The sequence below is a fragment of the Ruegeria sp. H4 genome (assembly GCF_056533065.1).
Genome location: NZ_JBQFOC010000003.1, coordinates 1 through 20,321, shown reverse-complemented (window position 1 = coordinate 20,321; position 20,321 = coordinate 1). Strand labels below are relative to the sequence as shown.

Below are 20,321 nucleotides of genomic sequence, written 5' to 3'. Positions count from 1 at the left end.
ACATCGCCAAAACACCCATGGCAACCAGAAACAAGGTGACAATTTTGATGATCACGTCACAGACCGAAACGCGCGTAGGCCGCCCGCTCCTCTAGCCCGGCAATGGCGTCTTGCACCAGCGAAGCCCCGAAGCGCGACCAAATTGGTTTGCGCACGCCGTAGCGCCGAAATTTAACCTTCTCGCCGAAACGCTCCTGCATCTTGGGTTTGAGATGGGCGATGCCTTCGATCAACCCCAACTCCTGCGCGCGTTTTCCAAGCCAGACTTCGCCCGTAAAAAGATCGGCACTTTCGTCCAGCTTGTCCCCACGGCGGGCTTTGACATGCGCAATGAAGTTTTCATGGATGTCGCCCAACAGGCCCTGCAGACGCTTGACGTCTTCCTTCTTTTCCGGCCGGAACGGGTCGAGCATCGATTTCGACTTGCCAGCCGTATGCACGCGCCGCTCGAACCCCTGCTTTGCCAGAAATTCATGCGCTCCAAAGCTGGCAGAAATCACTCCGATCGAACCCAAGACCGAGCTTTCATCGGCCCAGATTTCATCAGCTGCCGCTGCCAACCAATAGCCGCCCGAGGCCGCGACGTCCTCGACAAAGGCAATCACCGGGATGTCGAGCTCATCAGACAATCGCCGAATACGTGACCCAATCAGCGAGCTTTGAACCGGTGAGCCACCCGGAGAGTTGACCTCTAGCGCGACGGCAACTGGCTTTCCCTTACGAAACGCCTTTTCCAAAACAGGGGCGAGCGAGGTATCGTTTAACGCTCCGCGCCCGGCCATTCCAATAGCCCCGGACAGGCGTATGACGGCGACGACGGGATGTTTTTTGACAAACGGCAGGCGGAGTTTCATGGGTGCCGATGTAGAGTGCCCCCAACCCGTAAACAAGGGACTCATCCGGCCTTAAACGCGACGTGAACCAAATTCACACAGTCGACGGGCAAAAATGCAACGCCTAGCTGCGGATACGCCATCCGGTTTTGAATATCCAACCGATCACCGCAAGGCAGATCAGCGTGAACGCCACGATGGCCAGCAAGCTGAACACAACTGGTACGTCCGCCAGCCCGTAAAACGACCAGCGGAAACCCGATATCAGGTACACGACCGGATTGAATAAGGTGATAGTCTGCCACAAGGGGGGCAGCATCGAAATGGAGTAGAAAGTGCCACCCAGAAAGATCAGCGGCGTCACCACAAGCTGCGGCACCAGCGACATCTGTTCAAAGTTGCTGGCCCAGATACCGATAATGAACCCCAGCAGCGAGAAGCTGAGGCAGGACAGGATCAAGAACGCCGCCATCGCAAGAGGGTGTTCTATTCGGATATCCACAAAGAATGTGGCCGTGATCAGGATCACCAGACCAACGAACAGGGCCTTGGTCGACGCCGCCCCCACATAACCGATAACAATCTCAATAAAGTTCACCGGGGCCGAGAGCAGCTCGTAAATTGTGCCTAGAAACTTAGGGAAATAGATGCCGAAAGACGCGTTTGAAATCGACAGCGTCACAATCGACAACATGATCAACCCGGGCACGATGAAGGCACCATAAGACACGCCCTCGACCTCTTGAATGCGGCTGCCGATGGCGGTGCCAAAGACCACAAAGTACAGCGAGGTCGACAGAACCGGTGACAGAAAGCTTTGCGCCAAAGTCCTGAAGAAACGGGTCATTTCAAATCGGTAGATCGCAGCGACAGCAGACCAGTTCATGCGGGCTCTCCCGATACCAGATTAACAAATATCTCTTCCAGACTGGATTGCCGGGTCTGAACGTCCCGCAAGACCAATCCGGCCTGCGCCACATCATTCAAAAGCGTGGTGATCCCGGTTCGATCGGCATTGGTGTCATATGTATAAACCAGCGCGTCGCCATTGCCATTCAAGGCCAAGTTATGAGCAGCCAGACTATCCGGTATCTCTGATATCGGAGCCGCCAGCATCACTTCGATCTGCTTTTTGCCCATCTGCGCCATCAGCGTGTCCTTGTCCTGCACCAGCAGCAGCTCACCCTTGTCGATTACCCCGACCCGATCCGCAATCGCCTCGGCCTCTTCGATGTAGTGCGTCGTCAGAATGATGGTGACACCGGCCTGTTTCAACTCGGCCACAATCTCCCACATGTCCTTACGCAGTTCGACGTCGACCCCGGCCGTGGGCTCATCCAGAAACAGAATACGGGGCTCATGCGCCAGTGCTTTGGCAATCAGAACCCGCCGCTTCATGCCCCCCGATAACTCTTTGATCGCATTGCTGCGCTTGTCCCACAGCGATAGCTTCCGCAATATTTCCTCGATCCGGCTATCGTCGCGCCCATACCCGAACAGACCGCGCGAAAACCGCACGGTGTTGTACACTTTCTCAAACGGCTCCAACGCGATTTCCTGCGGCACCAGACCGATCATCCTGCGGGCGGCGCGAAACTCGGCCTGAATGTCATGGCCGCCAACGGTGACTGATCCGGAACTGGGCGTGGTGATCCCACAGACGGTCGAGATCAGGGTGGTCTTGCCCGCCCCGTTCGGCCCGAGCAGCGCCAGAATCTCACCTTCTTCAATGTCCAGCGAAACGCCTTTCAGCGCCTCAAACCCGTCGGCATAGGATTTGCGCAAATCCTTGATGGACAAAATAGCAGTCATGGCTGGCCCTCGTTTCTGGTCGGAACCATATCGCGACTTGCCAGCATGCGACAGGTCAGTTCCGCACAGTGTTCTCCGCATTTTTGTGGAAAGATCAATCGCCACCCTTGCAATCTTACCAATCCGCCGGAAACTTTGGCCAAAACAGGAGGCGTCATATGCTGAACGGATTACGCATCATCGAGGTTGAAGGGCTTGGCCCCGCGCCCTTTGCCGCCATGCTGTTGGCCGATCTGGGCGCGGATGTGGTCACGATCCATCGCAAAACAGGCACGCCACCGCCTGGAATGCCGGATCGCGCAATCCTGGACCGGGGCAAACGATCGATTGCGCTGGATCTGAAAGACGCTGACGATCTGGAAACCGCAAAGCAGTTGATCGACACCGCCGATGCGCTGATCGAAGGCTTCCGCCCCGGCGTGATGGAAAAGCTGGGCCTCGGGCCAGATGAATGCCTGCGAAGCAATCCAAAACTGGTCTATGGGCGCATGACTGGTTGGGGGCAGAACAGCCCCTTGGCCCAGACCGCAGGCCATGATCTGAACTACATCTCTCTTTCCGGTGCGCTTTGGTACGCATCAGCATCCGATGCGGTTCCACAAACCCCAGCCACACTGGTGGGCGATATCGGCGGCGGTGCGATGTACCTGGTCGCAGGGTTGCTCGCAGGCCTCATCAACGCCCAAAGCACTGGAGAAGGCACGGTGGTCGACGCCGCCATCTATGACGGCTCGGCCCATATGATGAACCTGCTGATGACCATGCGCCAAACTGGCAACCTGCAAGAGGCACGCGGTCAAAGCCTGCTGGACGGCCCGCATTGGAGCCGCACGTACACCTGTTCGGATGGGCGTTATATCACCGTTCAATGTCTCGAACCCAAGTTCTACGCCGAATTCCTGAAGATCATGGGGCTGTCTGAACACGACGCCTTTGAACCTCAATACAAGCCGACGCTCTGGCCCGAGCAGACCCGTCGCTTGGCGCAGCTATTCTGCAAACATCCGCGGGACCACTGGGCAAACTTGTTCCAAGGCTCAGACGCCTGTGTCGCTCCGGTTCTCAGCCCGGATGAAGCCGTCGCCCATCCCATGAACGATATGCGTCAAACATGGCAGAGCGTCGACGGCACCCTTCAGGCAGCAGCCGCGCCCCGCTTCTCAAACCGCTGCTGGACCCCGCAGCCCAGCCCGACCCGAGGCCAACACAGCGCCGAGATCAAAGCCGAACTCGACGGCTTGCGCCGATCCAACCCTTCATCTGGCTAAAAATATCCCGGGGGATGAATTGGCCAAAGGCCAAGAAGGGGGTTGGCCCCTTTCCCCCTTACTGACCCCGCACAGTGTCGATCATCAACTGCACATTCTCGGGGTCTGCATCCGGCGTGATCCCATGCCCCAGATTAAAGATATGGGGGCCATTTGAGAACGCCTCGACAATCTGCCGCGTCTCATCGACCAGCGCCTGACCGCCTGTGACCATATGCGAGGACGCAAGATTGCCCTGAACACAGCCGTCTACCTGTACATGCGCTGCCGCCCAATCGGGTGCGACCGAATTGTCCAAAGCTACGCAATCCACGCCAGTGTCTTTGGCAAAGCCGATATAGCCATCGCCTGCTTCTCGCGGAAAACCAATGACCGGGATATCGGGATGGCGCGCCTTGATGGTTTGGGTGATCACTCGGCAAGGCTCGACCGCGTACTTCCGGAACGCTTCACCCTTCAAAGAACCAGCCCAGCTGTCGAAGATTTTGACCACTTCCGCGCCCGCCTCGATCTGAGCCGAGAGATATTCGATCGTTGCCAGCGTGATCCGGTCCAGCAAAGCTTCAAACAGCGCAGTGTTCCCCTCGCGCAGCGCATGCGCAGGACCCTGATCCGGCGTGCCGCGCCCTGCGATCATATAGGTCGCCACTGTCCACGGCGCGCCGGCAAAGCCGATCAATGTAGTCTCGGATGGCAACTCGCGCGACAGAATCCGAACGGTTTCATAGACCGGAGACAATGTTTCATGAATATCTTCAACCGGTTTCAGAACATCAAAATCCGATTGCTGCGTGACCGTCGACAAACGCGGGCCCTCACCGGTCACAAACCACAGATCAGCCCCCAATGCCTGCGGCACCAATAGAATATCGGCAAACAGAATCGCCGCATCGAACCCGTATCGACGGATCGGCTGCAACGTGACCTCGGCAGCCAGCTCCGGATTATAGCAAAGCGACAGGAAATCTCCGGCCTGTGCCCGCGTTGCACGATATTCGGGCAGATACCGGCCAGCCTGACGCATCATCCAGATCGGCGGCACGTCTTGGACTTCACCCGCCAGGGTCCGCAACAACTTTTTCGTCTCGGCCATCTTTGCCCCCAAGTGTTCTAATTGGTCCACGGGGTCATCCTTTGGCGGCAATTTGTCAAGCGCAGCCCCCATTGTCAGGGCAATGTGACGCGACTAAAGCTGTGCCCATGACACTGACCCTGCCCACCCCCGCATCGCCGCTGAAGATCGGCACCCGAGGCTCGCCGCTTGCTCTGGCGCAGGCCTTTGAAACGCGCCAACGGTTACGTGATGCGTTCGATTTGCCCGAGAACGCGTTTGACATCGTGGTGATCAAAACCACCGGCGACAACCGCGCCATGATCGACGCGGACCGACCGCTGAAAGAAATCGGCAACAAGGGCCTGTTCACCAAAGAGATCGAAGAGGCGATGCTGCGCGGCGCTATCGACATCGCCGTGCATTCGACCAAAGACATGCCGGTTGCACAGCCCGAAGGTCTGGTGCTGGACGCGTTCCTGCCGCGTGAAGACGTTCGGGATGCCTTCATCTCTCCGCAGTTTCAGGCCATCCACGACCTGCCTCAGGATGCAGTGGTTGGCACCTCGTCGCTGCGGCGCAAGGCGCAATTGCTCAATCGCCGGCCTGATCTGAGTGTTGTCGAATTCCGGGGTAATGTTCAGACGCGCCTAAAGAAACTGGCAGATGGCGTGGCCGAATGCACGTTTCTGGCCATGGCGGGCATCCGGCGCCTGGACATGGCGGATGTTCCAGCCAGCCCGATCTCGCCCGACGAGATGCTGCCCGCCATTGCACAAGGCGCTATCGGAATAGAGCGTCGCGAAGATGACAGCCGCGCCGCCGAACTGCTTGAAGCAATTCACCATGTGGAGACCAGCAACCGACTGACAGCCGAGCGATCCTTGCTGGCGGCGCTGGATGGTTCATGCGAAACCCCAATCGCTGGTCTGGCCGAGATCAACAATGGTCAGCTAAGGCTGCGCGGCGAGGTTCTGCGCCCCGACGGGTCCGAAGCGATTGGTGAAGACACCACCGGAGCCATCGAAGACGGCGCTGAAATGGGCCGTGCCGTAGCTGATATCCTGCTCAAAAATGCAGGCCCCGGATTCTTTGATTGGAAAAAAATCGAAAAATTTTAACCAATGTGAACTTTTTCACAGCGCAGGGCCGGAATTCAGCTGATAGTGTGTTCATACCGGTTGGAAAATCGGGACAGTCTCGAAAGTATCGAAAAGTTTCAAGTTGTTAGTGTTTTAATCAGTGTTCGAGGGGGCGAGGCTGACCCCGACATTCAAAAGGTCCAGGGTCGCTGTTGGGGGTCAACAGCGGCCCGACTTTTTTGGATCATGACGTATCTTCAGCTTATGGCGCTGACAGCTTGCTGAATGGCATATTGTGTCTGTTCCAGATCCGCCTCGGTGATCGCCAAGGACGGATAGAGCTTACCTGGCGATTTGAAGATACCATGCGCGCGCAACACGTCATTGAACAGGACGTTGTGCTTCGGATCGTCATGCTTGGCGCTGCGATAGTCCCGACAGTCGCTACTGGTGAAGTAGACGTCAAACAGGGTCACGTCACCGCAAATCTGGTGCGCGATCCCGGCCTCATTCAATGTATCGGTCAGCATATTTTGCAAGCGCGCACCAATGTCGCGCAGGCGATCATAAGTGCCGTCGCGGCGCAGAATCTCCATCGTTTTCAGCCCGGCGACCGAGGCAACGGGGTTGCCTGACAAGGTGCCAAGCTGCATCAGCCATCCACCCTCGCCCACTTGCGATTTGTCGAAATGCTTCATGATATCGGCACTTGCGCCCAAAGCGGCCAGCGGGAAGCCACCACCAGTGATCTTGCCCATCGTACAGATGTCGGGTGTCACGCCATAGCGCTCCTGCGCGCCTCCATAGGCCAGGCGGAAACCAGTGACGATTTCATCAAAGATCAGCAAGACATCATGCTTGTCACACAGATCGCGTAGGCCCTGCAGATAGCCGGGCATGGGCGGGATGATCCGCTGCAGAGGTTCGACCATTATCGCGGCGATATCGCCATGTTCGTTCAGCAGGGCCTCAACCGCGTCCAGATCATTAAACGGTGCGATCAGCATCTGATCCGCGACCCCCTGTGGGATGCCGGCGCTGTCCGGTACAGCCTGTGGGAAATTGACCTGTCGGCTAGGGGCCAGGCTCATCTGTGCCTCGGCGCTCATCCCGTGATAGCCACCTTCGAATTTCAGGATTTTATCGCGCCCGGTATAGGCCCGCGCCAGACGGATGGCATACATATCCGCCTCACCCCCCGAAGCAACAAAACGGACCTGTTCGCAACAGGGCACCGCCTCAATGATCGCTTCGGCCAGTTCGATGCCCTTGGCGTTGTTGGCGAAAAAGGTCATACCCTTGGGCAGTTGCTCCAGCACGGCCTCCATCACCTCGGGATGACCGTGGCCCAGCAACATCGGCCCTGATCCGATCAGATAGTCGATGTATTCGTTGCCATCCTCATCCCAGACACGGCTGCCCTCACCACGAGAGATAATGATCCCCGGATCGAAATTGCCAAACCCGCCCGCTGGCAAAGCAGCATTCGCGCGGTCGATCCATTCGGCTTGAGTGTTGATCTTCAGCATGTCACGCGATCTCCATCGTAATAAACTCAGTGACTATTCATAAATCGCGACCGGGTCGCCCAGCGCGTCTTCATCGGGGTGCACGCCAAGGCCCGGAGCCTCGGGCAAATGCAAGTGACCGTTGATATTGCGGGGGCCGCGACCACCGGCAACGTCGACGGTGATCATATCCTGACAGGCCCAGACGGCGTGACAGTTGTGATCCGGGATGGTCGCAGCCAGATGCAGGGCCTCGGTATCGGCCAGAACCGTTCCGCCGGTCGCCATCACGAACATGTCGATCCCATGGGCCAGTGCGATATCACGTAGCCGCGCGGCCTTGGTCAGACCACCGACCCGGTTCAACTTGATCCCAAAGACCTCGGCGATCCCTTCGCGGGCGATGCGGGCGGCATCTTGCAACGTCACCAGACTTTCATCCACCGACACGGGTGAGGCATGACGGCCAGAGAGGGCGGCGATATCGTCGAGTGACTCGCCGGGCTGTTCGAACATCACGTTCAGGTCTTCACAGGCGCTCATCACCTGTAGGGCCTGTTGCCGCGTCCAGCCCCGATTGACGTCATACAGGACTATCTCACCCGGTCGCCGGATGCTTTCAACGTCGCGGACACGGGCGATGTCACGTTCCACATCGCCACCGATCTTCACCGAATGGGCCACATAGCCCCGGCTGCGGTAGCGTTCGATCACCTCGCGGGTTTCTTCGACTGTCTTCGCCCCAACGGACGAGGCAATCGGGCGCGGTGTACGGGATCCGCCGCCCATCAGATCGGCAATCGGCAGCCCCGCCGCCTGTCCGGCAATATCCCAGCAGGCCATATCAATCGGGCTTTTGGCATAAAGATGGCCGGGCAAGGCCAGATCCATCGCCCGTTCCACATCCAGCACCCTTCGCGGATCGAGGCCCAGAATGAACGGTGCCATGGTCTCGATCCCAGCCCGAATACCCGGCCCATGTGCGGGCACATAGGTGTGACCCCATGGCGTGCCCTCACCCCAACCGATCAGACCCGTATCGGTTTCTACTTTCACCAGCGTCGCGTCCAAAACTTCGAATTTCAGCCGCCCACCAGACAGCCAATAAGGGTGCTCAAGCGGTAGATCGACGTGATAGACCGAAAGGCGTGTGATCTTCATTTCAGTTCCACCTCGACAAAAGACATCGGTTCGTCGCCCGCGTTAATCACGTTATGCTCGACGCCTTCGTCGCGGCGATAGGCTGTTCCGGCCGGCACAGTGACCTCGTTGACGGAACCATCCGGCAGCTCAAGACGCATGTGACAATCAGTGATGGCCGCGATGACGTAATCCATCTGGTGCCGGTGCCACCCGGTTTCTGCACCGGGGGCAAAGTCAAAACGTGTGACGCGCACGCGCGCGTCGTCGATCATCTGGGTAGCGATGGCTTGAGGCTTCATAAGGCATACTCCGCCACTGGTGCGCCGAGGCTTTCAAAGTCTGGTTTGACACCCAGGCCGGGTGTGTCAGTCGCGTATAGCTTGCCATCACGGGCAATCGGGCCGCCGATGCCGGTGGATCGGGTGTTGTAGTTCATCAAATCGGTTGTGTTATGCAGATACTCCGACGGGGTCGAGGCCGCGAAATGGGCGACAACAGAAGATGTGATCTCACCGCCCCATGTATCCTCGCTGACCACGGGTATCCGGTTTTCGACCAGATAGTCCCTCACCCGCCGCGCTTTGCTGAGACCGCCGAGGTTCGAGATCTTCAGACAGCAAATCTCGGCCCCGCGATCTGCAACAATCCGCTGGGCCACGTGCATGCCGGTCAGGCATTCGTCCAGCTTCATCGGCTGCTCAGCAACACGTCTGACTTGCTGGCATTCCTCATACGTCTGGCAGGGCTGTTCGAGGATGAAATCCAGATCGCGCGTGGCACGGGCCACCCGGATCGCATTGTCAACCCTCCAGCCCTGATTTGCATCTGCCATCGCCTTTTCGCCGGGTTCCAGAAAGGGCACTGTGCTGCGAATGCGGTCAATGTCACTGGCCCAGTCACCACCCACCTTGATCTGGAACTGGCGGTAGCCCTGATCGCGATACCGGTTCATCTCGGCAATTGTTTCGTCAGTGTCTTTCTGCGGTGCAACCCGATACATCGGCGCACCGTCGGTCAGCTTGCCCCCCAACAGCATCCAGACGGGTTGATCGCAGGCCTGCCCCAGAACATCCCAGCACGCGGCATCGAACGGGGCCTTGGCGTAGCCGTGGCCTTGTACAAGATGATCCATGATCTGTTCGATCTGACCCACTTGTCGCGGGTCTTGACCCAACAGTGAGGATGCAACCAACCGCGCCAGCGCCGCGACCCCTTCGGAATGGGCAACCATGTAATTCTCGCCACAGGGCGTAAACTCACCACAGCCCTGCAGGCCAGCATCCGTGTCGATCACCACGACCGATGCAATGGCGGTTTCAATCGCGTTTCCCGCACCCCAAACATAAGCGCCCCCAACATAGGGCAATCCGGTCTGATAGATGCGGATGCGTGTGATCTTCATGCCGCTTCCATTCTTGGCAGATCGCCCATACCCGCGCCGCGCCACAGAACAAATGTCAGGATGGGTTGATCGGTTGTAACCATGGCATGGCTTTCCCAACTGGAGTGCATTCGGGTTTGATCGGGTCCGACGAAAGCCGCATCCGCGTCGGTCTTGAACACAGCGCCGCCCGCCAAGGTTAGATAAAGCTCCTCAGCCTGATGGCTGTGCCAGTCATAGTTCAGCCCCGGCCCCCAATAGGCGATGTAGCCGCGCAATTGGGTCGAGTGGAAATGGCCCGTGGGCCCGAACAGCTCGTAATACCCATAGCGTCGCAGGAAATCCGCGCCGACCTCCTCTTCGGTATAGGTCTGTTTCCAATGGGCCAGATGTGTGGTGCCCCGCACAGCCGCAACCAAGTTTTGGGTCAGTTCACTGCCTTTGATTTCAAAATCCCGCACTTGGTCTGCGGCTGCAATGTGACTGGGTTGGGTTTGTATAAGGGACAGGTCCGAGGGCCACGTGCTAAACGCAGACAGCGCGGGGTGTGCCTGATGCACCTGCCGAGCGGCTTCGAGCACATCATCCAGTGTCATGGGATCACCACGATATTGCCGGTGTGTTGTTTGGCGATGAACGCGGCCTGTGCCTCTCGCAATTCCTCCAGCGGATAGGTCGCGGCGAGGGCGGGTTTGATCTCACCTGCTTCGATGTATTTCACGAGGTGCTGCATGACCTGAGGGTCAATCACGGTCGAGCCGGTGAAGGTCAGATCGCGCAGATAGAATGTACGCAGGTCGAACTCGACCATCGGCCCGGCGATAGCGCCCGAGCAGGTGTACCGCCCACCGCGTTCCATTATGTCAATCAGGTGCGGCCAGTAAGGGCCACCCACAACATCGGCCACAACCGTGATTTTTTCTGCCCCAAGCGCTGCGCGCAGATTATCGGGCGCGCGGGGCAGGATTCTGTCCGGGCCCAGCTTGGCCACATCTTCGTGCTTTACCTCAGACGCCATAGCGATCACACGGGCACCCCGGCGTTTGGCCAGCTGCACCAAAGCACCGCCAACACCACCCGACGCGCCCGGTACCAGAACCGTATCCGCGCGGGTCACATTGGCGCGGGTCAGCATCCCTTCAGCGGTCGAGTAGGAACAGGAGAATGTGGCCAGTTCAGCGTCCGAAAGGTCCGAGGTGACTGGCACGGCATTCACCGCCAATGTCGTCGCGAATTCAGCAAAGCCGCCATCCCGTTCGGACCCGTAGTAGCCCGTCTTATCCATGTTCTGCGGATCGTCCGGGTCACGCAGCCAGCCATCGGTGATCACCCGTTGTCCGACGCACGATGGGTCCACACCCTCGCCAACCGCAACGATATGGCCACAAATGTCAGCGCCTTGAATGCGGGGAAAAGTGATGGGCGCACCGCCCCAAGTGGGATCATCTTCGCCAACCTCGGCAAACGCACCACCGGTTGTCGCGTCGGTCACGGTTTTCGAATACCAGCCCGACCGTGTGTTCACATCCGTATTATTCAGCCCGCATGCGGCCACACGGATCAACACCTCACCCGGCGCAGGATCGGGGCGCGGCCAGTTGTCGTGCAAAACCATCTGCTCGAGACCGCCATGTCCCATGGTCACCATGGCCTTCATTGTATCAGGCAGGGTCATCCTTTAGTCTCCGTAGTTGGGCCACGGGTTGATGCACGTTTCATGGCCTGCGATTCTGCTCGACAGGCTAATTTCACAACTGTACCATCGTCAATCATGAATGACACAAATGTATCATCAATCGTTCTGGATCGTCTGTCCGAGGAATGGGATGCCCTGACGCCCGAAGCCCAAAAGGCCGCACGGTATGTGCTGGAAAACCCTACGGATGTGGGCGTATCCACCGTGCGCGAGATAGCCGAGGCTGCCAAAGTCAAACCCAATACCTTTGTCCGCATGGCGCGACAGGTCGGGTTCGAAGGCTACGAAGATTTCCGCGCGCCCTTCCGCGAAGCGATCCGCAAAGGTTCGGTTTCATTTCCCGACCGCGCCCGCTGGCTACAGGAAATCGGCAAATCGGGCGAAATGGGAGGGCTTTACGCCGACATGATCGGCGCGGCCATCCGCAATATTGAAGAGACATTTGCCGGCATCGATGTCGAACGACTGCGCGCAGCCGCCGAAGATATCTGGAACTGTCGCCAGATTTTTACGCTGGGCGTTGGTGTGAACAACTCGAACGCGCGCAACTTTACCTATCTGGCCTCGACAGGGATGAAGCAGTTTCACGCCATCCCCCGGTCAGGTTCGACCCCGGTGGATGATCTGGCCTGGGCGGATGAACAAGATGTCCTGATCGCCATCACCTGCCACCCCTACCGGACCGAAGTGATCGATGCGATCAAACTGGCCCGGCGGCAGGGGATGACAGTTGTTGGCATCTCGGACAGCCCCGCCAGCCCGGTGATCCTGAATGCTCAGCACGGGTTTGTCGTGGCCGCGGATACGCCGCAGTTTTTCCCCTCCTCGGTATCGACCATCGCCCTTTTGGAAACGCTGTTGTCCTTCGTCATCTCGGTTTCCAGCGATGAAATCGTGGAACGTGTCGAACGGTTTCACCAGCGCAGGCATCAGTTGGGTCTGTATGCGGCAGAGCCTGAATAGACCTACTATGCGGCTCTATCATCGCCCGGTTTCACATCCTCGATGTGGCCAATAGCAACAGGTTGTGGACGATGATCCTGACAAACGCGTCTAGGTTGTTGCCTGCCATTCGTCACTGATCTATCGATACCGCGATGAGATTTGTTTTGGCCTGTTTTTCTGCGTGTTTTCTGTGCGCCGTATCCTATGCCTTCGCGCAGGAGGCGACGCTATCCCGACCGGACCTCAGCGCCTCGGGGCAGGACTATCTGAAAGCGGTCAGATATCGGGGAATCGACACGGATGTGCTGTATTTCGATCCCACCAAACCCGCGCCGCCGCTGGACACGGATTTCACGCCTCAGGCTGAAAACCAACCCGTTCAACTGTCTGCCGACAGTCGCTGGATCGTGGGTCTGGTCTCTGCGATTGCCCTGATTTTCCTGGCGCTTTTCATCTATAACAGTGCGAGTAAAACATCTGTTTCTTTCCGCAGATCCTCGGACAATGCCAGGCGCAAGGGTCGGCATGGCGACCCTGCGGCGGCGATAAACGGCGAGGAAATGCCTGATCTGGACGCGCTACTCAGGCTTAAGGATCGTGATCTGGCCGTCACCGGGTTGGCCCAGCTGGCACTGAGCCGCTGTCTGGCCGCCAATGAGGTGCTGTTCAAACGCAGCTGGACCCACCGCGAGGCCCTAAGCAGCATGCCGCAGAACCTGTGGTACATCCCTGATCTGCGCGCGCTGGTTCTGGAAAGCGAGCGCGTGAATTTCGGTCATCACTCGATCAGCAAGGGCGATTTTGACGCACTGCTCTCACGTATCCGGCCCGTCCTGCGCGAGGTGCGGGCATGAGCGAGACAACAGGGTTCCCACCGACAGATCGTATCCGTTTGGACTGGATCATCGTCGGCGTGGTGATTGCGATCTGCGTTGGCATATTTCTGTATGTCATGGCGGGTCGCCAATATGCATTGCGCGAGTCGGCCAGCGGGTTTGACGGGCTGGACCGCTGGCTGAACAGCCAATCGCACGCCACCCAAAGCTTCACGGGCGGCTGGCCGTTGGATCGCAGCACCGTGGGCCTTCTGGTTCAACCGCTTTACGACACGCGCCTCGATACGGATCGGACCGCCGCGAAGACCAAAGAAGAGTTGTTGTTTCAGCCCGATGAGTTCGATCAGGACATCGAAATCATCCGTGAGAAGGCACAATCTGTTCCCAGCCTGATCATTCTGCCGAAATGGCGCAGCGGCATGCGCCTGACCGGGTTTGGGCATCCCTTTCTGATCGCGCAAAGGACCGATCTTGAAACGATCCTGCACGGGCTTGTCGGGCCCGAGGTCGGAGTCCTGCACTTCGCGCGCAGACCGTTTCTGGACTATGAACTGGTCGCAGACCCACAGCTGAAAGCCCGAATTTATGCGGCCCAGACCTTTGCCGGAAACGGGTGCGATCCCATCGTCGGACAACCAGGTGAGATGCTGCTGGGCCTATGCCCGCTGCCGGGGTCTGAGGGCGAGCAACAAGTCTACATCCTGTCCGACGCGGATCTGTTGAACAATCACGGCCTGACCCTGGGTGACAATGCCTGGATTGCGGCGCGGGTCTTGCCTCAGATTGCAGGGGGTCAGCGGATCATCATCGATTACAGCGACCAGAACTGGCTGACCGCACCGGAAAACGTAGTCGCCCGTGAACGTACATGGGATGATTTGAAACGCCTGTTCGAACCTCCGTTTCGGGTTTTGTGGATCGGGGCGGGTCTTTTACTGGCGCTTTCGATCTGGCGTGGCGGTTTGCGCAGCGGGCCCGTGGTGGGCTTTGTCCCGACGCTGGGCACTGGCAAACGTACAGCCAATCGGGCACGCGCACGGCTTATGCGCCTGACGGATCAGGACGGCGCGATGCTGTCGGACTATGTCGACACACGGTTGCGCGCCCGCGCCACCGCACTGTTTGGCAATACACAAATGACAGTCGGCACACCTGAAGAGGCGTATCTGAAATACGTCCGGGCCAGAAAACCCGATCTGGGCACCCGCCTAGATACGCTAATCCAAACTATACGCGCCCAGCCCCCGCATTTGGGGGCGGATGACGCGATTTCCTACATTGATCAATTCGAACTGATACTGGAGCACCTTGCCAATGACGCTTGAAGAATTGTTCGCCCGGGCCGAGGCGTTGCGTGCCGAGATCGGCAAAGTTGTGCAAGGCCAGCAAGAGGCTGTCGACCTGTTGCTGACCGCCTTGTTCGCACGCGGGCACGTGCTGCTCGAAGGCCCTCCGGGCACCGCGAAAACCCTGCTGGCCCGCAGCTTTGCCGGGGCGTTGAACCTGCAATTCGGACGTATCCAATTTACCCCCGACCTGATGCCGGGCGACGTGTTGGGCACCTCGATCTACAACTTTCAGACCAGCGAGTTTGTTCTGACCAAAGGCCCTGTCTTCAGCCAGATCCTGCTGGCGGATGAGATCAACCGCGCGCCGCCCAAAACACAGGCCGCCCTGTTGCAGGCGATGAACGAGCGGATGGTGACGATTGACGGCACCGACCACATGCTGGGGTCGGAATTCATCGTCGTCGCAACCCAGAACCCGATTGAACAGCAGGGTACCTACCCCTTGCCCGAGGCGCAGTTGGACCGGTTCCTGTTCAAAGTGAACCTGAGTTTCCCGCCGGAAGATGTTGAGCTGTCGATCCTGCGCCAGCATGCGAATGAACCGCTGGATTTCCTGGGCGCCACCCAGACCGTGCAGCCCCTGTTGGATGCGCCGACCATGATGGCCGCGCGACAGTTGATCGACGGGATCGTGCTGGATGATGACATTCTGGCCTATATCCTGCGGCTGGTCCGCGCCACGCGCGAAAGCGCGGACATCGCCTTTGGCGCCTCGACGCGTGCGGCGGATGCAATTGCCGGGGCAACCCGTGCGACGGCCGCTCTGAACGGGCGCGACTTTGCGATCCCCGATGATGTCAAAACCCTGATCATCCACGCATTGCAACACCGCATCGTGCTGTCCCCGTCGGCCGAGATCGAAGGGCGCGGCCCGCGGCAGGTTCTGGAAAACATCCTCAACCAGATCGAGGCCCCCCGCTGATCCGGCCATCCCGCATATTACTGATCGCGGCCTGCGCGGCGCTGTGCCTGTCGCTGCTGGCGATTGTCCTGGGAGATGCAACCCGGCCCATCGCTGGTTTGCCCTGGGTTGTGCTATGCGGTTTGGCAATTGTTGATCTATTGCTGTCCTGGCCACGTCGGCGGTCTGTGACGGTTGACCCCATGCCGGATATCTTTGTGGGCGAGGCAAGCCAGATCGATCTAACCGTCTCACCCGCCGCGCCGGGCATGTTGGGAGAGTTGGACTGGCCATCGGGCCTGAACGGCCCGTCGGGCTTTGACCTGTCGAAAGGCACGGTTCAAATTCCGTTTCGTGCGGGACGAAGGGGCACCTGGGATTTGTCGCATTTGTGGCTGTCTTGGTCTTCTCGGCTAAGGCTGTTTGAATTCGTCCCCAAACTGAGCTTTGGCCTGAAGGTCCCTGTGGTGCCCAACATCCGCCGCGTCATGTCGGGTGAGATTTCGACCACCGTGCAATCACGGCTGTTCGGTGTGAAGGAAAACCGCGCCATCGGCGAAGGCACCGAATTTCACCAGCTGCGCGATTTTGCACGCGGCATGGATGCCGGCTCGATCGATTGGAAACGCTCGGCCCGGTATCGCTCGCTTGTGGCCAAAGAGGTGCGCGCCGAACGCAATCATCACGTGATCATCGCATTGGATAACGGTTATCAGATGCGCGAAGAGGTCGCGGGATTGCCAAAGATCGATCACGCCATCACTGCTGCACTGGCAACCGCCTGGGCCGCCGCCATCGGTGGCGATCAGGTCGGACTTTATGCCTATGACGCCAAACCACGCATGTTCCTACCCCCCGAACCGGGGCGCACCGCGTTCAACCGGCTGCGCAGCCGCACAGCCGAACTCAGCTATGAAAACGTCGAGACAAACCATACGCTGGCCATGACCGAGTTGAACGGACGCACGCCAAAGCGCAGCCTGATCATCGTCTTCTCGGATTTCGTGGACACAACCACAGCCGAGCTGATGGTCGAGAATGTCAGCATTCTGGCCAAGCGGCATTTGATCGTCTTCGTCACCCTGCGTGATCCGATATTGGAAGCGCAGGTCAATGAGGCCCCGTCGGATATGGACGGGGTGGCAGAGACGGTTTCGACCGGGCAACTGCTGCGCGAACGTCGCCTTGTACTGGAACGGTTGCATCAACTGGGTGTCACTGTGATCGATGCGGAACCGGGTGAGGTGTCGGCCCGCCTGATCTCCACCTATCTGGAAATCAAAGCGCGAGAGATGATCTGATGTCTGAACGTGACCTGATCCGCTCTGCCCGGTTTCGGCAGGAACGCGAAGGCGATTGGCGCAGATTGTCCGAACTGGTCGATAAGGCCGAGGGTCGGGGCCTGCATCGCATGAGTTTCCAAGAGGCGCGCGATCTGGCCGACCTGTACCGTCAGGCCACCACGTCCCTGTCCATCGCGCGTGAGATTTCGCTGGATCGCGGCTTGTTAGACTATCTCGAAGCCCTAACCAGCCGCGCCTATCTGAGCGTTTATGCCCCGCAACAAAGGCTGGGTGGTACCATTCGCAGGTTCCTGACCCGCGGCGGGCCACGGGCGATGCGATCCTCGTGGCGGGTCACACTGCTGGGGTTTCTGTGCATGGCTGCCGGGGCGCTGGCCGGATATTTCTTCTATTTTGACAACCCCGAATGGTTCTACGTCTTCATGCCATCCGACCTCGCCGGAGGACGCGGACCTGAGGCCAGCACCGACTACCTACGGTCAGCGATCTATGGTGAAGAGGACGCCACGGGCCTTGGCGCCTTTGCGACCTATCTGTTCTCCCACAACACCCGGATCGCGATTTTTGTCTTCGGCCTCGGCGCGTTCCTATGCGCGCCGACGATCATGCTGCTGTTCTATAACGGACTGATCCTTGGCGTATTCTACGCCCTGCATATCGACCGCGGGTTGGGCTGGGACATGTTCGGATGGCTCTCGATCCACGGCGTGACCGAGCTGTCGGCGATCTGCATCGCAGGCGCGGGGGGGCTGAAACTGGGTCTGGCTGTCCTGTTCCCCGGCCCTCAAACCCGAGCAGCGGCCCTGCGCGCGGCGGGCCATGATGCGGTCAAGCTGGCGCTGATCGCGGCGATGATGCTGGTGGTTGCGGCCCTTTTGGAAGGGTTCGGCAGGCAACTGGTTCAGGATCGCTCCACGCGCATTGCCATCGGCTGGACCATCGGGGCGCTTTGGCTATTGTGGTTCCTTCTCGGCGGAAGGAGGCGGTCATGAGCATTGCCGGAATGGACCGCCTGCTGCCACCTGAAGGTGTGCCGCTTTACTTCCGTGTCGCCGGTGTCGGCGTTCGAACCGCCGCGCAGCTAACCGACATTCTGATCACCGGGGCCGTGGCGGTTGCGCTGTTCCTTCTAGCGGTTTCCTTCGATCTGGTCGAACCGTTCACGGCTTCGGCAATTGGCGCGATGCTTTTCTTCGTCATCCGCATCCCCTACTACGCCGCCTCCGAGCTGATCTGGAATGGTCAAACCCTTGGTAAACGGCTGATGAAGATCAAAGTGGTATCGGCAGACGGTCAGGCCCTGACAACGCAATCGCTGGTCGTGCGCAACCTGATGAAAGAGGCCGAGATCTTCCTGCCCGGCACGATGGTGCTGACGCTGACAACCGATGCTCTGGTGCCATCCCTAATCTCGTTGGCCTGGGTCTTGAGCGTTCTGGCGATCCCTTTGTTCAATAAACGTCGGCAGCGGCTTGGGGACATCATCGCAGGCACATACGTGATCCATTTGCCGAAACCCATTTTGCTGCCGGATATGTCAGAAAACAACCGGCCACTAACAGCTACGCAATCCTCTTATCAATTCCTGTCGCATCAATTGGAACATTATGGTGCGTTCGAATTGCAGACCCTCGAAGGGGTTCTGCGCGGTGCCAATCGCGCCAAAGGCCCCGCCGCCTACAAGCAACAGAAAGAAACGCTGGCCGCCGTCTTTGCGCAAGTGCGCCGCAAGATCGAGTATGCCGACCCGGTTCCGAACGCAGACCACCAGGCCTTCCTCGAAGCCTTCTACAAGGCACAGCGCGCCTTCCTCGAACAACGTCAGTTGTTCGGAGACAAACGGAAGGACAAGCACCACACCGCCGAGAACGGAGACCTCCAATAAGAAGCTGTTGCCGTTTTGCCTAAGGGCGAGATTTAACGCGCGGTTTCCCCTTGCAGATGAAAGGCCGTGCGCTGCTTTATCTGAGCCAAGACCATATCGTTTAGTTTAGGATATACAGATGGCTGACACTGCAACTTCTGACTTCCACGCCCCCTTCGGAGTGGGCGCGGTTCTGAGTGATACATTTTCGATCTTCTTCCGGAAAATTCACATCGTGATCCTGTTGGGTTTCATCCCCGCTCTGATCGACGTCATTGTGAATACATATGCCTGGGATACGGATTTCGAAGCCGTTCCGGGGGTTGAGTTCGACTGGGCGACCTTCAGTTCCACCTTTGTCGTGGCCCTATTGATCTCATCCGTCGCCATCTCACTAACCTCGGCCATGGTCATCCAACTGGCCTATGACGCCAAATCCGGACGGCCCGCCCAGATTGGCCAATACTTCAAAAACGCCTTGGTCAACCTGCCAGCCTTGGCGGTTTTGTCCATCGTAAGCGGCATTCTGATTGTGATCGGGTTTGCGCTTGTGTTTGTACCCGGGCTTTGGCTCTACGCGGTATTCTCAGTCATCGTCCCGGCCATCGTCATCGATAAATCCGGTTTCGGAGCTCTCAATCGCAGCTCGCAGCTCACAAAGGGCTATCGCTGGCCAATCGTCGGCACGTTAGTCCTGCTTATTCTGTGCATCTTTCTGGTGTCTGCAGCAGTGGGGTTCGTATTTGCGTTTGGATTTGGCGACACCTCTGCCATCGGATTTGAACCCACCCTTACGTGGATCGTAGCCGAGGCTGTCCTGAACGCGCTGGCCTATGGCTGGACAGGTGTGGCAATCGCGATGATCTTTGCCCGCCTGAAAGAAATCAAGGAAGGCGTCAGCGTCTCAGATCTGGTCGACGTGTTCCGTTAGAGCCCGCATATGCCCGGCGGCGGCATAACTGCCGCCGGGGCCCTGCTTCGTTTCCAGAACCGGGCTTGAGGTCATAAAAAATGACTCTAGCACCAGAATCGACCTTGTAACTCCGTGACATGCAAGGATATACCCGTCGGCGGAGACGTGGCCGAGTGGTCGAAGGCGCTCCCCTGCTAAGGGAGTAGGCGGGAAACCGTCTCGAGGGTTCGAATCCCTTCGTCTCCGCCATCTAACCATTTTATCCATATATATATCCAGGTTATGAGCCTGACGAGGTGAAGACGTTAAGCGATTGATCCTGGGGATCAATTGTAGTCTGAACGGGCTGTTCTGAGGTTTTCTGACGCTGGTTGCGGGAGCAGGATTTGAACCTGCGACCTTCAGGTTATGAGCCTGACGAGCTACCGGGCTGCT

The 20,321-nt window shown here is 58.4% G+C and carries 20 protein-coding genes and 1 tRNA gene; 11 read left to right on the top strand and 10 right to left on the bottom strand.

Going from position 1 to position 20,321, the window contains the following annotated elements; translation table 11 throughout:
- Window positions 1–56: 56 nt before the first annotated feature.
- The 3 genes from ACR0KG_RS16270 to ACR0KG_RS16260 form a co-directional block, all read right to left on the bottom strand.
- Complete coding sequence (locus tag ACR0KG_RS16270) at window positions 57–854, bottom strand: S49 family peptidase (RefSeq protein ID WP_480548413.1); 798 nt, start codon at window positions 852–854, stop codon at window positions 57–59.
- A gap of 103 nt (window positions 855–957) precedes the next feature.
- Window positions 958–1,719 carry an ABC transporter permease gene (locus ACR0KG_RS16265; protein WP_480827866.1) on the bottom strand — a complete coding sequence of 254 codons (762 nt, stop codon included), beginning with the start codon at window positions 1,717–1,719 and terminating at the stop codon, window positions 958–960.
- Window positions 1,716–2,645: an ABC transporter ATP-binding protein gene (locus ACR0KG_RS16260; RefSeq protein ID WP_480544447.1), complete on the bottom strand. Its 930-nt coding sequence runs from the start codon at window positions 2,643–2,645 to the stop codon at window positions 1,716–1,718. Before ACR0KG_RS16260 ends, ACR0KG_RS16265 begins: the two co-directional genes overlap by 4 nt.
- 158 nt (window positions 2,646–2,803) lie before the next feature.
- On the opposite strand from ACR0KG_RS16260, the gene ACR0KG_RS16255 reads away from it, so the two are divergent.
- Window positions 2,804–3,913 (top strand): CaiB/BaiF CoA transferase family protein, encoded by a 1,110-nt coding sequence (locus ACR0KG_RS16255; protein WP_480827865.1) that lies wholly within the window; start codon window positions 2,804–2,806, stop codon window positions 3,911–3,913.
- Between the two features lie 58 nt (window positions 3,914–3,971).
- Here the strand turns inward: ACR0KG_RS16255 and hemE are convergent, their stop codons facing one another.
- Window positions 3,972–5,006 carry a uroporphyrinogen decarboxylase gene (gene hemE, locus ACR0KG_RS16250; RefSeq protein ID WP_480827864.1) on the bottom strand — a complete coding sequence of 345 codons (1,035 nt, stop codon included), beginning with the start codon at window positions 5,004–5,006 and terminating at the stop codon, window positions 3,972–3,974.
- Window positions 5,007–5,113: 107 nt separating this feature from the next.
- On the opposite strand from hemE, the gene hemC reads away from it, so the two are divergent.
- A complete protein-coding gene (hemC, locus tag ACR0KG_RS16245) occupies window positions 5,114–6,085 on the top strand; it encodes a hydroxymethylbilane synthase (protein WP_480548405.1) in 972 nt (323 codons plus the stop codon).
- A 218-nt stretch (window positions 6,086–6,303) separates the two neighbouring features.
- On the opposite strand, the gene ACR0KG_RS16240 is transcribed toward hemC, so the two are convergent.
- From ACR0KG_RS16240 to ACR0KG_RS16215, 6 genes are read right to left on the bottom strand one after another with little or no spacing between them, the layout of a single operon-like run.
- Window positions 6,304–7,575: an aspartate aminotransferase family protein gene (locus ACR0KG_RS16240; RefSeq protein ID WP_480548403.1), complete on the bottom strand. Its 1,272-nt coding sequence runs from the start codon at window positions 7,573–7,575 to the stop codon at window positions 6,304–6,306.
- A gap of 33 nt (window positions 7,576–7,608) precedes the next feature.
- Window positions 7,609–8,715, bottom strand: coding sequence for a mandelate racemase/muconate lactonizing enzyme family protein (locus tag ACR0KG_RS16235; RefSeq protein ID WP_480827863.1), 1,107 nt, complete (start codon window positions 8,713–8,715; stop codon window positions 7,609–7,611).
- A complete protein-coding gene (locus ACR0KG_RS16230) occupies window positions 8,712–8,996 on the bottom strand; it encodes a cupin domain-containing protein (RefSeq protein ID WP_480548399.1) in 285 nt (94 codons plus the stop codon). Before ACR0KG_RS16230 ends, ACR0KG_RS16235 begins: the two co-directional genes overlap by 4 nt.
- Window positions 8,993–10,099 carry a mandelate racemase/muconate lactonizing enzyme family protein gene (locus ACR0KG_RS16225; RefSeq protein WP_480827862.1) on the bottom strand — a complete coding sequence of 369 codons (1,107 nt, stop codon included), beginning with the start codon at window positions 10,097–10,099 and terminating at the stop codon, window positions 8,993–8,995. Before ACR0KG_RS16225 ends, ACR0KG_RS16230 begins: the two co-directional genes overlap by 4 nt.
- Window positions 10,096–10,674, bottom strand: a complete 579-nt coding sequence (locus ACR0KG_RS16220) for a dimethylsulfonioproprionate lyase family protein (RefSeq protein WP_480827861.1) — start codon at window positions 10,672–10,674, stop codon at window positions 10,096–10,098. Before ACR0KG_RS16220 ends, ACR0KG_RS16225 begins: the two co-directional genes overlap by 4 nt.
- Window positions 10,671–11,753 carry an alcohol dehydrogenase family protein gene (locus ACR0KG_RS16215; protein ID WP_480827860.1) on the bottom strand — a complete coding sequence of 361 codons (1,083 nt, stop codon included), beginning with the start codon at window positions 11,751–11,753 and terminating at the stop codon, window positions 10,671–10,673. The genes ACR0KG_RS16220 and ACR0KG_RS16215 overlap by 4 nt, the downstream gene beginning before the upstream one ends.
- A gap of 96 nt (window positions 11,754–11,849) precedes the next feature.
- On the opposite strand from ACR0KG_RS16215, the gene ACR0KG_RS16210 reads away from it, so the two are divergent.
- The 9 genes from ACR0KG_RS16210 (at window position 11,850) to ACR0KG_RS16170 (ending at window position 20,135) form a co-directional block, all read left to right on the top strand.
- Window positions 11,850–12,737: a MurR/RpiR family transcriptional regulator gene (locus ACR0KG_RS16210; RefSeq protein WP_480544457.1), complete on the top strand. Its 888-nt coding sequence runs from the start codon at window positions 11,850–11,852 to the stop codon at window positions 12,735–12,737.
- A gap of 134 nt (window positions 12,738–12,871) precedes the next feature.
- The gene (locus ACR0KG_RS16205; RefSeq protein ID WP_480827858.1) at window positions 12,872–13,573 is read left to right on the top strand and encodes a hypothetical protein; all 702 of its coding nucleotides are present in this window, start codon (window positions 12,872–12,874) and stop codon (window positions 13,571–13,573) included.
- The gene (locus ACR0KG_RS16200) at window positions 13,570–14,880 is read left to right on the top strand and encodes a hypothetical protein (protein ID WP_480827857.1); all 1,311 of its coding nucleotides are present in this window, start codon (window positions 13,570–13,572) and stop codon (window positions 14,878–14,880) included. The genes ACR0KG_RS16205 and ACR0KG_RS16200 overlap by 4 nt, the downstream gene beginning before the upstream one ends.
- Window positions 14,870–15,826: an AAA family ATPase gene (locus ACR0KG_RS16195; protein ID WP_480827856.1), complete on the top strand. Its 957-nt coding sequence runs from the start codon at window positions 14,870–14,872 to the stop codon at window positions 15,824–15,826. The genes ACR0KG_RS16200 and ACR0KG_RS16195 overlap by 11 nt, the downstream gene beginning before the upstream one ends.
- A 182-nt stretch (window positions 15,827–16,008) precedes the next feature.
- Window positions 16,009–17,106: a DUF58 domain-containing protein gene (locus ACR0KG_RS16190; protein WP_480827855.1), complete on the top strand. Its 1,098-nt coding sequence runs from the start codon at window positions 16,009–16,011 to the stop codon at window positions 17,104–17,106.
- Complete coding sequence (locus tag ACR0KG_RS16185; RefSeq protein WP_480827854.1) at window positions 17,106–18,101, top strand: stage II sporulation protein M; 996 nt, start codon at window positions 17,106–17,108, stop codon at window positions 18,099–18,101. The genes ACR0KG_RS16190 and ACR0KG_RS16185 overlap by 1 nt, the downstream gene beginning before the upstream one ends.
- Window positions 18,098–18,994, top strand: coding sequence for an RDD family protein (locus tag ACR0KG_RS16180; protein ID WP_480548381.1), 897 nt, complete (start codon window positions 18,098–18,100; stop codon window positions 18,992–18,994). Before ACR0KG_RS16185 ends, ACR0KG_RS16180 begins: the two co-directional genes overlap by 4 nt.
- Window positions 18,995–19,112: 118 nt before the next feature.
- On the top strand, window positions 19,113–19,904 hold the full coding sequence (locus ACR0KG_RS16175) for a hypothetical protein (protein ID WP_480548379.1): 792 nt from the start codon (window positions 19,113–19,115) through the stop codon (window positions 19,902–19,904).
- A gap of 141 nt (window positions 19,905–20,045) precedes the next feature.
- Window positions 20,046–20,135 (top strand) — tRNA-Ser (locus ACR0KG_RS16170).
- The last annotated feature ends 186 nt before the right edge of the window (window positions 20,136–20,321 follow it).

Coding starts and splice junctions, on each gene's coding strand:
- ACR0KG_RS16270 (WP_480548413.1), bottom strand. CDS start 854: ATGAAACTCCGCCTGCCGTTTGTCAAAAAACATCCCGTCGTCGCCGTC.
- ACR0KG_RS16265 (WP_480827866.1), bottom strand. CDS start 1,719: ATGAACTGGTCTGCTGTCGCTGCGATCTACCGATTTGAAATGACCCGT.
- ACR0KG_RS16260 (WP_480544447.1), bottom strand. CDS start 2,645: ATGACTGCTATTTTGTCCATCAAGGATTTGCGCAAATCCTATGCCGAC.
- ACR0KG_RS16255 (WP_480827865.1), top strand. CDS start 2,804: ATGCTGAACGGATTACGCATCATCGAGGTTGAAGGGCTTGGCCCCGCG.
- hemE (WP_480827864.1), bottom strand. CDS start 5,006: ATGGCCGAGACGAAAAAGTTGTTGCGGACCCTGGCGGGTGAAGTCCAA.
- hemC (WP_480548405.1), top strand. CDS start 5,114: ATGACACTGACCCTGCCCACCCCCGCATCGCCGCTGAAGATCGGCACC.
- ACR0KG_RS16240 (WP_480548403.1), bottom strand. CDS start 7,575: ATGCTGAAGATCAACACTCAAGCCGAATGGATCGACCGCGCGAATGCT.
- ACR0KG_RS16235 (WP_480827863.1), bottom strand. CDS start 8,715: ATGAAGATCACACGCCTTTCGGTCTATCACGTCGATCTACCGCTTGAG.
- ACR0KG_RS16230 (WP_480548399.1), bottom strand. CDS start 8,996: ATGAAGCCTCAAGCCATCGCTACCCAGATGATCGACGACGCGCGCGTG.
- ACR0KG_RS16225 (WP_480827862.1), bottom strand. CDS start 10,099: ATGAAGATCACACGCATCCGCATCTATCAGACCGGATTGCCCTATGTT.
- ACR0KG_RS16220 (WP_480827861.1), bottom strand. CDS start 10,674: ATGACACTGGATGATGTGCTCGAAGCCGCTCGGCAGGTGCATCAGGCA.
- ACR0KG_RS16215 (WP_480827860.1), bottom strand. CDS start 11,753: ATGACCCTGCCTGATACAATGAAGGCCATGGTGACCATGGGACATGGC.
- ACR0KG_RS16210 (WP_480544457.1), top strand. CDS start 11,850: ATGAATGACACAAATGTATCATCAATCGTTCTGGATCGTCTGTCCGAG.
- ACR0KG_RS16205 (WP_480827858.1), top strand. CDS start 12,872: ATGAGATTTGTTTTGGCCTGTTTTTCTGCGTGTTTTCTGTGCGCCGTA.
- ACR0KG_RS16200 (WP_480827857.1), top strand. CDS start 13,570: ATGAGCGAGACAACAGGGTTCCCACCGACAGATCGTATCCGTTTGGAC.
- ACR0KG_RS16195 (WP_480827856.1), top strand. CDS start 14,870: ATGACGCTTGAAGAATTGTTCGCCCGGGCCGAGGCGTTGCGTGCCGAG.
- ACR0KG_RS16190 (WP_480827855.1), top strand. CDS start 16,009: ATGCCGGATATCTTTGTGGGCGAGGCAAGCCAGATCGATCTAACCGTC.
- ACR0KG_RS16185 (WP_480827854.1), top strand. CDS start 17,106: ATGTCTGAACGTGACCTGATCCGCTCTGCCCGGTTTCGGCAGGAACGC.
- ACR0KG_RS16180 (WP_480548381.1), top strand. CDS start 18,098: ATGAGCATTGCCGGAATGGACCGCCTGCTGCCACCTGAAGGTGTGCCG.
- ACR0KG_RS16175 (WP_480548379.1), top strand. CDS start 19,113: ATGGCTGACACTGCAACTTCTGACTTCCACGCCCCCTTCGGAGTGGGC.